Here is a 14,169-nt window from a genome sequence, read left to right as displayed (position 1 = left end):
TTTTTGCTCTTGACCAGGTATTTCTTCCGTCGTCAGACCTCTCAGGATCGCGTTTTGCCCGCTTTTTGCCCGCATTTGAGAAACCTATGAGCCGAAAGCAAGGCGCTTCTGAGGGCTTCAATCGGATCCTCAAAGCCTCGCAACCCGAGCCGATTTCCCGGGTCGAGCACCTTCGGGAAGCTGAGCAATCTGCTCTTGGCTTTCACTGCGGACGGCGGTAGCGGGTTTGAGGACCCGTCGGCAGAGCGATCAGAGGCATGGCGTCGTTCAGGCGAGATGCGACGGCATCGAGATCGTCGTCGAAGAGGTCGGCGTAGGTGTCGAGGGTCATTGCCGCGGACGCGTGGCCAAGCATCCGCTGCACCGCCTTCACGTTGGCGCCGGAGCTGATCGCGAGTGACGCGGCGGTGTGGCGGAGGTCGTGAGGGGTGAGTCGAGGGATCGACGGATCGATCGCTTGCGCGCGCTTCACTGCGTTCGCGAACCAGCCCTGGCTGCCCGAGTTGCGCATGTGGTTGACGCCGTCGCCGAAGAGCAGCCCCTCCGGCCCCTTGCCGGCGCAGGCTTGCTCGATCATCGGAGCGAGGCGATCGGGGTAGGGGACCGAGCGCTTCTCGTGCGTCTTCGGTGTGCCGACGTGGATCTCGTAGCCGATCATCACTGCGTTCTCTTCGATGACGAAGCGCTTGCGCAGCCGGTTCACACTTCGCACCCGCAACCCGGTCGCCTCACCCCAACGCAGGCCGGTATAGGCCAGCGTCAGAACCATGGTTGGGTGCGCCGAGCATGCCGCCAGGGTCGCCACCTGGTCATGCGACAGATAGACGCGTCGCTTACCGGGACCCTTCCGCGGGAGATTGCGGATGTGCCTCGCGGGATTGCTCGCGAGGCGACGGTCGTCGATCGCGACGTCGAGGATACCGGCGAGCACCCCGAGGGCACGTTTTACGACGGTGCTCGACTTCTGCGTCGCGAGCTCGGATACCCAGTCCTGGACCTCCGAGCGTCGGATGGACCAGATCTCCCGGTGCGCCCACACCGGAGCCACGTGATTCTTCCACGCCCGCTCGAGCGTCATGTAGTACGACGGCTTCGACATCGGCGGTTGCTTCGAACGCAGCCAGCTGTCGGCGAACATCATGACCGGCACCCGCGAGGCAACGGGATCGATGTACTCGCCCTTCGACTTCGACACCGTGACCATCGAGAGGTAGAGCTTCGCCTCGCGCATCGTCGTGAAGCCGCGCTTCTCCGCCTCGCTGTGATCCGGCTTGCGGTAGCGCACGCGGTAGCGGCGGCCTCTCGCCGACTCGTATGGGGTGATGCTGCCCATCGCGACCTCCGTTCGTGCCTGGCTCGTCGGACAGTACCGGGCCAGTGTCGGACACTCGAGCCGCCGCGTCAACGCCGCCGCGACGGCACGTCTCGCTATGCGGGTGGGTGTCGACACGTGTCGTTGGCGCGGAGCGGATTGTCGTTCTCGTTCGGCGGAGGCGAAAGCGCACTGCTCCGGTCCGTGGTGTCTGCGTGAGCTACGCAGAACACTCTCAGTAGGATCACGAATGTGACTGATTCCGTGCTCCCTGGGTTTGAGCCGATAGATGACCCGGCACTTGATGAGGTCGCTGGCTCCCTCCTGCGCCTTGATCCGACAGGTAGGAGATGGGCGAGCGTCATTCGCCACACCTACGACATGATCTACAACGGAGCGGAGACCGGACGCTACCGTTGGGAAGAGCTCGCGAAGACAGAGAAGACTCATTTCGGCACCCTTTTCGAGATCAATGCTCAGCGAGAGTTTGAGTTCGCAGACGGTTCTGGTGATCCGGGCGACCCCCTCGATCGTGGTCTCGACTACAACATCGCGGGGCACGATGTAGACGCGAAGTGGAGCCAGGACGATGGACGATGGATGCTCCCTCCGGAGGTCTTCGGAAAGATCGCGCTGGTGGCCACTGGCAGTGACCCACGGTCCGAGTTCTCGATTGGCCTAATCCGTGTGCGTCCGGAGTTTCTCACCACTCGCAGCAAAGGAAACCGAGACCAGAAGAGCTGGCTGAGCGCCTTCGGTCGACAGCACGTCCGGTGGTTGTGGCGGAACGCGCCGATGCCTCAGAACGTGTTGCTGCGCCTTTCCCAGTCCAGCGTCAACCACATTCTGGACAGTCGGTCTGGGGCTGAGCGCGTCGCGAGACTGTTCCTCGAAGCTGAGGGTCTCCTGATACATCGTTCCACCGTCGCGACGATTGCGCGTCAGCTAGATCATCAGAAGCGCGCTCGAGGTAACGGCGGCGCCCGTGATTTGCTGCGTCCGGACGGGTATCTGATAATGAGCGGCGTATATCACGCTGACGTCGCGGCGGAACTCGGCCTTCCCGTGCCGAGCCGCGCGGAATACGTTGCGGCGCGTGTCGTGCCAAGCCGCGACGGCAAAGGGGCCCTCCTCGATGGGCAGCTATGGCGGCTTGCTGCGAGCGGAGAAGCGTCGAGTCTGCCCGCACCGCTTCTGCCAGACGAGGAAAAGCGACGCAAACGACGCTCAGAGGAAAATCGATCCTGAGGTCACGCCACGACCGCGAGAGGGCGCCGCTTCGTCGCCTCCGCGCCGATCGCGCGTTTGATCGCCGCACCTACGCCCTCCGCGACTGGGGGCGGGAACGCGTTGCCGATCTGACGGTAGACGGAAGTCTTCCGCCCGGAGAACTTCCACGAGTCGTCGAATCCCTGAACGCGGGCCACCATCTCGTTCGTAAGTCGGGGCAAGTGCCGGATGGGGTGCTCGGCTGAAGGCGCCTCATCGGCAACACCTTTACCGTCCACACCGAGGGCCAACCACGCAGCCTTGGCCCGCGTTGGGCCCAGATCCGCACCCCCGTGCTTCTTGGAGCCGCCGACGATAGTCGGCGCGATTGAGTTGGCTCGCTTCGCCCACGCCGTTGCTCCTACCCAGCCGTTGGCGCTCATCAACGGAAGCAAAGTCTCTCCGACCATGCGGGGCGTTCCGACTGCCCCGGGCCATTCGAACTTCTTGAACTTCGCGCCCTTGACCGCAACGAGGATGAAGCGTGGTCGAAGCTGCGGAACGCCGAACTCCGAGCTCAGCAGCAACTGCCAGTCCGTCTGATATCCGAGTTTCTCGAGTTCGCTGCGGATGGAATCGCGATAGGGCTGAAAGCGTGCTGAAGCTAAACCCTTGACGTTCTCGAGCAACACCGCGGCAGGGCGAGCCTCACGCACCAACCTGATCGCTTCCGGGAACAAATCCCGCTCGTCGTCGGAGCCGAGTTGCTTGCCTGCAACGCTAAATGGCGGGCACGGGACACCACCGGCAAGGAGATCGATGCCTCGGTAATCGCGCCCGTCTATCTCTCGGACATCACCCTCGTGGACATTCCAGGCGGGCCGGTTTAGTCGAAGTGTCGCTGCTGCATCACGGTCGATCTCCACAGCGAGCTCGTGTCCGAAGCCCGCCTGCTCTAACCCGTATGACTGCCCGCCGGCTCCTGCGCAGATTTCCAGAGTGCTTAGCTGCGAGGTGGTCATGGTGTCTTGCCTCCGGAAGCGCTGGATAGGGTGAAACCCTGACGGTCGATTAAACCTAGCTTGACATCGGGGTCGGACATCGCGGGCACGCGGGGTCGGACTACGTCCGGGAGGCTACGACTGCCGCGACTCCGGCGGCGATGTCTTCCGGCGGAGTGTGCTCCCAGGCGCGGATCACCAGCCAGCCCGCCGACTGAAGGGCGGCGGTGTTCTCGGCGTCCCGCTGCCGGTTGCGAGCGAGCTTCGGATCCCAGTAGTCCCAGTTCTTCTTCGGTATGGCACCGTGCTCCGGACAGCAGTGCCAGAAGCAACCGTCGATGAACACGGCGACCCTCCGACGTGTGAAAACGATGTCGGGGCGAACACCGCGTCGGCCAACCCTCAGGCGGAGGTCGCATCTGTATCTGAGTCCGGCCGCGAGAAGGAGCGATCGGACCGCGAGCTCCGGCTTCGTATCCTTTCGGCGGTTGGCCTGCATGTTTCGCCGACGCGGGTTCTCGGGAACTCCAGGATCCTCGATCGAGCGACGCATATCACCAGTATCGGACGAGCCCGCCCTCGCAACCACCCAGGCGACACGGTAGTCGGGTTTCCCCCTCGAGATGAAAGCGCTCGGTAACGTCATTCATGTCGGCTGGGAGGCGACGCAGATGGCGGAGACAACGGCACAGGGGAGTGCTCGCCCAGTTTTTTCGCTTGCCGAGAATTCCGAGACAGAGCCCGTCGAGGTGGCCTGGGCGGGAAACTATCTCGCCCTCGGAGCGCGGCTGGCGAGGCACGCCGACTCGCTCGATCGAAAGCAACTGATCGTCGTCCTCTCCGTGCCGCGGCGAGATTACGTCGCGGCCCTAGTCGGGGCGGGGTGGACGCTGACGCGTCCCGTTCCGACCGGAGCCGGGAATCCGCTGCAGGTTGCGCGGGACGGCGGTTCCCAGGCATGGTATCGAGCCCTCAACGCCAGTTACGTCTACGCTGGCGAGCTTCGCGAGCTCAACGAGGCTGTCACCCCCGCTCGGATGCGATACGCCGGATCTCACTTCAAAGTGACCAGCTTCCTGAGGATGGCGCCCGCGCTCGCGGTTGACGGCGAGCGCCGTGAGGTGCGCGTCCGGCCGGGGAGCATCGTGCGCTATACCCGGGCGATCGAGAGCTGGGATGACCGTCTCGTCGCGCCAGCGCAGGACCTCGCGCTCGTCGGCATCGAGTCGCGACTGAGAGCCGATCTCGAGGCCGTGCTCTGCAGGCTTGGAGATTCCGACGGGGACCGGCTGGATACCCTTCTCAGGCCATGGAGCCGCGAGGCCGCCACTTGGTTCAGCCGGATCTATTCGTCGGCCACGCTCGAGGAGGCTCCGAGCGGCTACAAGGCAGTCCTGCTCGATGGTCAAGGGGCGATCAAGTACATCGCCGAGACATTCTCTCCGGTCGTTGTTTGCGTCATCGACCGCTCGGTGGCGGACGAGACTCAGGCCGAGAGCCTCGTCAATATGCGCCGTACGGAGGGGACCGCTGTCGACGTTGCCGAGCTTCTGGGCTGGCGCCCGCTGGTCGGTATCGAGATCATGGGATTCGAGGTGAGGCTGTGAGCAGGGTGGCCGCAGTCAACGAGCGGTACTGCGCGACCACGGCCGTTGCCCGCGACGGCGTTAGCCTCTTCGTCGTCGCCGATGAGAACGGCGCGGCACTCAACGCGGCCGTACGCGCCGTAGCGCGCATGGCCGAGGAAGACGGAAGCGACCTCTGGGAGCATGTCCTCGGCGCCGCGAAGTCCCTCCGCTGGCGGCTCGCATTTCGGCCGCAACCTCTCGAGTTCAACCCGTCCGTAACAACTGCTGCCCGCGCCGTCGTCGCCCAAGCCGACGCTATCCGGCCCGCGCTCGGCGATGACGGCACCGCTCTGCTGAACGCGCTCACGGAGGCGGCCGAGCGCATCGCAGCGGAAGATCCACCAGTCGGCGCCTATCTGCGGGAGTCCGTCTTGGAAGTAGGGCCGGCGGCCTGCTTAGTAGTGGCGGACGGGACCCTTTCGCGAGCCGAGATTGGCTCGTGGCTTGGGCCTCTCGGATTCCGCGTCGTGTCCCCGGGGATGCTCGCCGACGCGACCTTGATCGCGGACATTGCCTACGTTGTCGGACCTCCCCGGCTGATGCGAACCTCTCTCGTCACGGCCCCGCCGACCCCCGAGGTGTCCTTCTTCGTGCCGTCCTGGTTCGGCGACCGGAGCCTGCCGGCGACCGCAATTGCCGACTACGCGCAGGGAGCGATTCGCCCCCGCGTTCGAGTTTTCGAGCTCGGCACCCTGAATCCGACCGTCGATGAGGTGCCATCCGAGCGGGAGCCAATTGAGGACTTCGCCCCGCCGCCAGTGTGGGGATCGCAGGTTAGCGCTCACCGGGAGCCGGGAGTCGACGAGGTGGTAGTGCGGAAGGTGTTGCTTAGCGGCGGCTACGCGATCTGGATGGATGACGGTGAGCGGATCCGCACTCTGGACCCCTCGCAGCCGGCCGGAGAGAGAGTCACCTACACCGACGTCGCGGCCGTCGAACCCGGAACGTACCTCGTGCTGCGTCTCGGCGTGACCGAGCGGGCGGTTCTCTATGAGGCGACTTTGGCGTCGATGGGCGTCCGCCGCGCGGTAGTCGAGTCTTCCCAGGAGCGGTGGAAGCAGGCACTGCTCGGTCGGCTCCGGAGTGCAGGGCGTTCCCACGTTGAGTCGACGATTCGGCGTCTCGGCGTGAGAGCAGCCGAGCAAGCGGAGGCATGGACGCGGCCGACGGTTGCGCGCCCTCAGCTCGACTCGGACTTCAAGCTGTTGCTGCAATGGCTGGAGGTACCAGACGAACCAGCCTTCTCCAACGCAACTGAGTTTCGGCGGGCGCGCTTCCGAGCAGCCTCCCGCATGCGAGAGCAGCTCGAGCTTGCCGTGGCGAGCGCGGACATCGAGGCGTTACGCGCTGGGGGTCACGTGAAGCTCGATGGCGCGGGTTTCGCCGACATCATCGCAACTCGCGTGCTTGCGATCTCGTCCCACACCAACGTAGTTCCCCGTCACGATGCCCGGGAGCCTTTCCTTGACGGAGGTGGCCGATGGCTCGAATGATTCCCAGCTACTGCGCCGAGAGCGCCCCGCCGGGAGAGAGGGATCTCTTCGCGGCACTCGCCTCGGACGCGGCGACCGAGGATTGGACCGTCCTTCATTCGCTCGGCATAGCGAGACATGTCCGGCAGGTCGAAGGCGAAGCGGACTTCGTCGTGATCGTCCCGAACCATGGTGTGCTCGTGATCGAAGTCAAGTCGCATCAGAGCGTCGCGGTGCTCGCCGACGGACGATGGCGGTTGGGTAACAATCCGGCGACTGCTCGGGGGCCTGTCAAGCAAGCGGACGAAGCCATGCATTCCATCCGCGAGTACCTCGCGAAGAACCAGGTGAATATCCACGGGGTGCCGATCGTATGCGCGGCGTGGTTCACGCACACACGTGCGCGAGCGCACATCCCTTCGAGCCCAGAGTGGCTCGACTGGCAGATCCTGGACTCGGTCGACCTGGAGCGTGGAGCGGCGAGCGCAATCCTTCGAACGCTGCGCGACGGCTCGGCGCATCTTGACTCGGTTCTTCACGTTTTCCATGGCGACTTGGGTCCTGATCAGAACCAGACGGATAGGATCGCGAGCGCCCTGCGGCCTCGATTCGAGTTCGCTACGACGTTCGGAGACCGGCGCCGGTCGCGAGAAGGCGAGCTGATCCGGTTCATAGACGAGCAGTATCTTGCGCTCGATGCTATGGCGGACAACCGTGCGGTTCTGTTCACCGGTCCGGCCGGCACCGGCAAGACGCTCCTCGCCTCCGAAGCGGCGCGCCGCGAGGCGTTGCAGGGGCGAACCGGAAGGCTGATGTGCTTCAACGCCTATCTGGGTCGGCAGCTCAAGGACTCGTTCGCCGAGAGCGACGGCGTCGTTGCCGGTACTTTCCATGCTCAGCTGCTGGATATTGCCGGGCTCAAGTCGGCGCCGGCCGACGCTGGACCGGACTTTTGGGACGGTGAGCTCGTCGACTCGGCGCTAGAAGCCATGCTCGAGTGGGACGACGACAAGCGCGCCGATTTCGTCGTAATCGACGAAGCTCAAGACCTTGCGAAACCTGCAGTCTTCGACGCGATTGATCTTCTCCTTAAAGACGGTGTCGCCGGCGGACGCCTGCTCCTGTTCGGCGACTTCGACCGCCAAGCGATCTACGATCTGGAGGACAACCGGCCGCTGCTTCGGGAGCGGGTGGGCGATCTGACCACTTATACGTTGAAGGTGAACTGCCGCAATCTGCCCCGGATCGCTCACGCGACCGAGACCTTCAATGTCTTCCCCGGGTACCAGGGGTACCGACGGCACGACGACGGAGTAGCCCCGACATTCGTCCGTTTTGAGCGCGGGCGAGACCAGTCCGACAAGCTCGCGGGCGCCATCAGATCGCTGCGCGAGGAGGGGTACGAGTTGAGCGAGATCGCGGTGCTGAGTACCCGGCGCGCAGATTCGGTCGCCGCAAGGTCCACGGACGCTTGGCTCCGTCAGATCCTGGTTCCCGCCGACGGGCGTCGCAGGCAGGCCGGCAAGGTCGTCTACTCTACGATCCATGCGTTCAAAGGGCTAGAAGCGCCCGCAGTGGTCCTAACCGATCTAGACCGCGACGGAGCGGCGCCATTCGAAGCGCTGCTGTACGTCGGCATCACCAGGGCCACCGACAGGCTGGTGGCCCTTATCGAGACAAGCACGATGCGGTTACTACTTGGGGGAGCGGCATGAGCGGTGTTGAAGCGAGGGACCACGTCGAGCGGGCGGTTCGACGCGAGCTGTTCGGGCCGGGCGACGAGCTGCACTTGGGCACGCCCGTCGATTGCGCGGGAGCGAACATCGTTCTGTCCGTCGAGCAGGCGAAGGCGTTCGTCTATCATGACGCCGCGACGGGGCAGGAGCTTCTGACCAAGATGGATCCGCTCCGGCGGTACGGAGTCGGCGTGCTTTTCGGCGGCGGAGCCACAGCACTGTCCGCCGTCGGCGCGGCTGCGTCGGATCCCGAGGATGCTCCCGACATCGACACGACGTGGGTGTCCGGGCTCGAAGTCAACGACATCGATCCGAACTCCCCGGACGTCACGTTCACCGGATCCGTTCATCAGGATCGTCCCGACGACGACGACTTCGATCTCACCGATGCCAACAGCCTCAAACCTTCGGCGATGGCGGTCTCTTTCAAGGTGCGAGTGCCGGACGGGGGTTCGCTGGAGCTGCGCGCCTGGGGAGCTTCCTACAAGCGCTACGGCGTCACTATCCCCGGTGTCCACAATCAGGCGGAGTGGTGGCTTCGCCAGCCGTTCGCGCTCGCGGGAACGGTCGCTAGCGCGAGTCTGAGGTCAGGGACGTTCGAACGGCTCGTGGTGCCGGTTCGCCCGGTCAGCGAGGACGGCTCGGAGGATGCGACGCTCCATCGGCTGCTTCCGCAGGTGCAGCTGTACGCCCGACCGGTGCCGGGGGAATCTGACCCGCAGAGCCGCCTCGTGACAGTCGCGCTCGTCAACGTTGATCCCGGCTCGGGCAACGCTCACGCGCTTTTCCAAAGCGGATTTGAGGTCCGGGCCGCCAGCGGGGCCTCGATCCAGCCGTACCCTTCTGTGCATCTGACAGAGCGCGACGACGAAGAGCGCTCGATCAATCTCCTGTACCGCAACAAGTCGACGTTCGCGATCGGTCACGGCTGCGCGGCGCTGTGGGACGAAGGCGCCGGACGTGCGGCAGGGTGGGTCCGGACTGACCCGATGCCTTCGTACGAGGTCGTGAGTCTCACGCCCAATGTCTATCTCCGCGATCAGCACGGCGCGTACCTAACGGATGCCAGCGGCAAACGCCGCGCCGTAACGGTTTCCATGCAGGAACTGGCAGCGGGAAGCGACAGTGGACGTCAGCAGGTCGACCTCGTCCTTCGCCTGTACGGGCAGTGGATCGAGGATCAGCGGGCGCTCATCCCGGATCTTCCCGAGCGCTTCCACCAAGCGGCCGCCCGGCACATGGATCTGTGCGACGAAGCGCTGGGGCGGATGGAGGCGGGCTGGCAGCTTGTGCAATCCGACCCGCTTGCCGCGCGAGCGTTCGCGCTCGCCAACGAGGCGATGCTCTACCAGCAGCTTCGCTCGCGCCTGCCTGATCGCACGGTCAAGCCGACCAAGCGTGGGCCTATCATCGATAGCCCGGCTCCGGAGGTTGTCCCGACTCCGCAGCAGGGGCAGTGGCGCCCGTTTCAGATCGCCTTCGTGTTGGCGACCCTGCCCGAGCTCATCTTGCCGTCCGAGGCGCACCGGTCGGTCGTCGACCTGATCTTCTTCCCGACCGGCGGCGGCAAGACGGAGGCGTATCTCGGTGCCGCAGCCGTTTCGCTACTCGCGCGACGGCTGCGCGACCCCGATGACATTGGTACGGACACGCTGATGCGGTACACGCTCCGGCTTCTCACCGCGCAGCAGTTCCTTCGGGCCGCCGCGCTCATCTGCGTCCTTGAAGACATTCGGTCTCGCGCGGAAGGCGAACTCGGCGGCTCCCCGTTCGGCATCGGCATCTGGCTCGGGCGCTCCTCGACGCCCAACAATTGGAAGCAGGCAATCGCCGGCCTCCGGAAGATGAAGACCGATGCCCGACAGGAGAATCCGTTCCTGCTGTCACGATGTCCCTGGTGCGGCACTCGCATGGGGCGGACGCCCGACAATGACAGCACGGACGTTGTGGGGTACATCGAGCTCCATGACCGAGTCGTGTTCCGCTGTCCGGACCCCGATTGTCGGTTCGGGGGCCGCACCCGGACATTGCCCGTTCACGTAGTCGACCAGGACATCTACGAGAAGCGACCGAGCCTCGTGATCGGGACCGTCGACAAGTTTGCCATGTTGGCGTGGACGCCGGACGCGCGATCGCTGTTCGGGCTTGGCCCCGACGGCGGACGCGTCGTGTCTCCGCCCAGCCTGATCATCCAGGACGAGCTGCATCTCATTTCCGGTCCGCTCGGGTCGATGGTCGGCCTGTACGAGCCCGTGATCGACGATCTCTGTACCGACCGTCGAGGGGACGAAGCGATCCCTCCGAAGATCATCGCGTCGACGGCGACGATCCGACGATACGAAGACCAAGTTCTCGGCGTGTTCGGGCGGGGTGACGTGGCACTGTTCCCTCCACATGGACTGGAGGAGGGTCATTCCTTTTTCGCCGAGCCGGAGATGCTCGACGACGGCTCGCGGGCGCCGGGCCGTCGTTACCTCGGCATTATGAGCGGCTCCCTCGGCTCGATGCAGACGGTGCAGGTGCGCGTCACCGCGGCCACCCTCAATGGCGCGGCGAGCATCCCGAACGATGCGGACCGCGACGGTTACTGGACGAACCTGAACTTCCTGAACTCGCTTCGTGAACTCGGCAACACCGTCTACCTTCTCGAGTCCGACGTGCCGGACTACCTGACAGGGCTGCGCTTCCGCGACGGCCTCGAGCGCCCACGCTGGCCGCGGATCGTGATGGAACTGACATCGCGACGTCGCAGCGACGAGATTCCCGAGGCGATCGATCTCCTCAAGAAGCAGTACGGCGAGAAGGGCTGCATCGACATCTGCCTGGCATCGAACATCATCGAGGTCGGCGTCGACATCGACCGGCTCGCGCTGATGACGATCGTGGGACAGCCCAAGACCACGGCTCAATACATCCAGGTCAGCGGCCGCGTCGGCCGCAAGCCAGAGGTGTCGCCGGGTCTCGTGCTCACCGTCTATGGCGCGGCCAAACCGCGTGATCGCAGCCACTACGAACGGTTCAGGACCTACCACCAGCAGCTCTACGCGCAGGTGGAGCCGACCTCGGTCACGCCATTTGCCAATCCCGTGCTTCGGCGCGCCCTGCACGCCGCGGTCATTGCCCGCATCCGGCAGACCTCGCCCGCGCTGCCGCCGAACCCGTTTCCCCAGGCGGAGTTCGACGAGGCTGTTGAGCTTCTCCGGAAGCGCGCCGAGTCGGTGAACGCGGAGGAGCTTCCCGCGTTCGATGCGCTCGTCGGTGAGCGCCGACGGCAGTGGAGCGCGTGGCAGCGAACGGAGTGGTCGGCGAACGCCTTCGGCGGCGGAGATCCGCTACAAGGGCTTATGCGGTCGGCGGGCGAGCTTCCGGACCTCGGAAGCAAGGCGACGATGTGGGACGTTCCCATGAGCATGCGGAACGTCGACGCCGAGTGCTCGATCGAGATCTCGACCGCGTATGCAATCGCGGATGGACTGGCGAACGGAGAGGCCCCATGAGCACCGGAAACATGCGGCGAGCCCAGCTCGTCACCCCGTTTGGGGTCGGGGCGATGAGCGTGCTCGTGAACGGCACTTCCGTGATTACCGCTGGCATTGACCATTGGTATCCGGGCCCGGGGGAGAACCCGAACTTCGAACTCTCGGAGTACGAAGAGCATGACTGGCGCTTGCAAGAGCGTCTCGCGGTCGCGGCATTCAGACTGCCGCCGGACTACCGCAGGAACTCGGGCCAAGGGGACCAGCGCAACCGCGGGCTCAAAGTCCCGGTCCTCCGGTTTCCGCGGTGGAACTTCTGCCCCTACTGCAAGCGCATCGAAATGAGCACTCTAACGATGCGCCAGATCGAGCGTTGCAAAGACAAGGCGCACGACGACGCGAAGTACAAGCCGCGCATGACCCAGGTTCCGTTCGTCGCGATCTGCGCGGACGGCCACCTCGACGACTTCCCGTTCTCCGAGTGGGTGCACCGGTCAATCAATCCGACGTGTGGCGGGGTTCTCCGCCTGAAGGCGTCGGGCGGCGGAGGCCTCGAGGGGCAGACCGTCAGCTGCGAGTGCGGCCAGAGCCGGTCACTCCGGGGCATCACCGACTCCCGGACCGAGAACGGTGAGGAGCGCACCACGCTTTCGGATCGGCTCGCCGGCGGCGGCGACGTCTACGAGTGTCCCGGAGCGAAGCCGTGGCTCGCGGTGGAGTCCAGCCCGTGCGGACTGCCGATCCGGGGCGCGCTCCGGGGGTCCGGCAACGTGTATTTCCCCAAGGTCCAGTCGTCGATCTACATTCCGATCGAGGAGGGAGCCGTCAGCACTGAAGTCCACGAGTTGCTCGGCCATCCCTCAGTTGCCGGCGCGCTCAATGCTCTCCACGTCGCGTACGGTCCGGACCTCGATGCCGCGACGCTTCGGAAGGTACTTACCCGGAGTGTTCCGCCCGAGCGGATACTTCCCGTCAGCGACGACGAATTGCTCGCGGCCTACCGTGATCGTTTCGGTATTGGCGGCGAGGAGATCCAACCGCCGTCAGAAGATGCTGCCGCGGAAGCTCCATCAGCCGACGAGATCTGGCGGCTTCCGGAGTTCCGCGCCATGCGAGAAACTCCCTCGGACTCGCGTCTCGCGGCCAGCGACCCTGGGCTGGATCCCGCTCTTGCCCCGTTCGTTGCGAGGGTGCGGAGCGTCGACGTGCTTCGGGAGACGAGGGCGCTCTACGGCTTTACTAGAGTGCGCGATGACTCGCTAAGGATTTCTTCTGGCAAGGCGTTGCTGCGCCGTTCGGCTCTGTTGCCGGAGCAGGACTGGCTTCCTGCCTACGTGGTGAAGGGTGAGGGCATCTATCTCGAGTTCGAACCGAACGCCATCGGGGCCTGGGAACAGCGTCCCGAGGTGCAGGCCCGGGCGGGCTTGATCCAGGCCAGGCAGCGGGTCGCGGCGCAGACTCGTGGGTTGCAGTCGCGCGACATCTCACCGCGCTTCGTCATGCTCCATACCTTCGCGCATGTCCTGATCAACGAATTGATTTTCACCTGCGGGTACAGTTCCGCGTCGCTGCGTGAGCGGCTCTACGTGTCCCACGCGGCAGGGGCGGAGATGGCCGCCGTGCTGATCTACACGGCGGCAGGCGATTCCGAGGGAACTATGGGCGGACTCGTCCGGATGGCGCGCCCAGAGAACCTCGTCCCGGTCGTGCAGTCCGCGATCTCCGACGCGCGATGGTGCTCCACCGATCCAGTCTGCATGGACACGGGCGAGAAGGGTCAAGGCGTTAACTCCTGCAATGGCGCCGCGTGCCATGGATGTGCCCTCCTCCCCGAGACGAGCTGCGAGGAATACAACCAGTTCCTCGACCGAGGACTTCTAATCGGAACTTTTGATCAGCCAGACCTCGGATACTATTCTTCCCTCTGATCGGCGCGTACGACGTTCCTCTGGATGGACCGCACGCGCACAAGTCAGGCCGCGTGCGGCATTCGAGGCGTCGACGGTCGACGGCGCTTGAGAACTGATCGATAGCGGCGCGCCGAAAACGTTCAGAGTTCGAGCGCCGCCGACACAAGGTTGGGTGAGCCATTCCTGCGTCGCCACAGCCCGCTCGAAAGAGTCACACGTGCCGCTTCGAAGACGGGGTCGCCCTCTTGCCGACCGACCGTGAAAGTAAGGCGCACGAGGGCGGGACTATCAAGCGGACGCCAGGTGCACAACGGCCAGACGAAGTGTCAGCGAAGCAAGTCAACATCATCGATCAAGTCAACGTCAGCGATGCACGCAGGCATCCGTGATGGCCGACGTCAAGTAGAGCCATCTCGCTCCACTTG

At 64.7% G+C, this 14,169-nt stretch carries 9 protein-coding genes; 6 read left to right on the top strand and 3 right to left on the bottom strand.

Going from position 1 to position 14,169, the window contains the following annotated elements; translation table 11 throughout:
• Nucleotides 1-202: 202 nt before the first annotated feature.
• On the bottom strand, nt 203-1,333 hold the full coding sequence (locus tag JOE64_RS09960; RefSeq protein ID WP_204964107.1) for a tyrosine-type recombinase/integrase: 1,131 nt from the start codon (nt 1,331-1,333) through the stop codon (nt 203-205).
• Between the two features lie 231 nt (nt 1,334-1,564).
• On the opposite strand from JOE64_RS09960, the gene JOE64_RS09955 reads away from it, so the two are divergent.
• Nucleotides 1,565-2,560, top strand: coding sequence for a NaeI family type II restriction endonuclease (locus tag JOE64_RS09955; protein ID WP_271202453.1), 996 nt, complete (start codon nt 1,565-1,567; stop codon nt 2,558-2,560).
• Between the two features lie 2 nt (nt 2,561-2,562).
• Here the strand turns inward: JOE64_RS09955 and JOE64_RS09950 are convergent, their stop codons facing one another.
• Both JOE64_RS09950 and JOE64_RS09945 read right to left on the bottom strand, forming a co-directional pair.
• A complete protein-coding gene (locus JOE64_RS09950; protein ID WP_204964106.1) occupies nt 2,563-3,543 on the bottom strand; it encodes a DNA cytosine methyltransferase in 981 nt (326 codons plus the stop codon).
• A 100-nt stretch (nt 3,544-3,643) separates the two neighbouring features.
• Entirely contained in the window at nt 3,644-4,075 is a 432-nt protein-coding gene (locus JOE64_RS09945) for a very short patch repair endonuclease (protein ID WP_204964105.1), read from the bottom strand.
• Nucleotides 4,076-4,145: 70 nt separating this feature from the next.
• Here JOE64_RS09945 and JOE64_RS09940 point away from each other — a divergent pair, with 70 nt between their 5' ends.
• Genes JOE64_RS09940 through drmB form a run of 5 tightly spaced genes read left to right on the top strand, consistent with a single transcriptional unit; the run spans nt 4,146 to nt 13,762 of the window.
• The gene (locus JOE64_RS09940; protein ID WP_204964104.1) at nt 4,146-5,129 is read left to right on the top strand and encodes a hypothetical protein; all 984 of its coding nucleotides are present in this window, start codon (nt 4,146-4,148) and stop codon (nt 5,127-5,129) included.
• Between the two features lie 5 nt (nt 5,130-5,134).
• Nucleotides 5,135-6,643 carry a hypothetical protein gene (locus JOE64_RS09935; RefSeq protein WP_204964103.1) on the top strand — a complete coding sequence of 503 codons (1,509 nt, stop codon included), beginning with the start codon at nt 5,135-5,137 and terminating at the stop codon, nt 6,641-6,643.
• Complete coding sequence (locus JOE64_RS09930) at nt 6,640-8,337, top strand: nuclease-related domain-containing DEAD/DEAH box helicase (RefSeq protein ID WP_204964102.1); 1,698 nt, start codon at nt 6,640-6,642, stop codon at nt 8,335-8,337. The genes JOE64_RS09935 and JOE64_RS09930 overlap by 4 nt, the downstream gene beginning before the upstream one ends.
• Nucleotides 8,334-11,855, top strand: a complete 3,522-nt coding sequence (locus JOE64_RS09925; protein ID WP_204964101.1) for a helicase-related protein — start codon at nt 8,334-8,336, stop codon at nt 11,853-11,855. The genes JOE64_RS09930 and JOE64_RS09925 overlap by 4 nt, the downstream gene beginning before the upstream one ends.
• Nucleotides 11,852-13,762: an MrfA Zn-binding domain-containing protein gene (gene drmB / locus JOE64_RS09920; RefSeq protein ID WP_204964100.1), complete on the top strand. Its 1,911-nt coding sequence runs from the start codon at nt 11,852-11,854 to the stop codon at nt 13,760-13,762. The genes JOE64_RS09925 and drmB overlap by 4 nt, the downstream gene beginning before the upstream one ends.
• Nucleotides 13,763-14,169 lie beyond the last annotated feature (407 nt).

Source organism: Microbacterium dextranolyticum (genome assembly GCF_016907295.1).
In the GTDB taxonomy this organism is placed as follows: Bacteria; Actinomycetota; Actinomycetes; order Actinomycetales; family Microbacteriaceae; genus Microbacterium; species Microbacterium dextranolyticum.
Note: the sequence above shows the minus strand (reverse complement) of the source record. Positions and strands in the feature narration are given on the sequence as shown.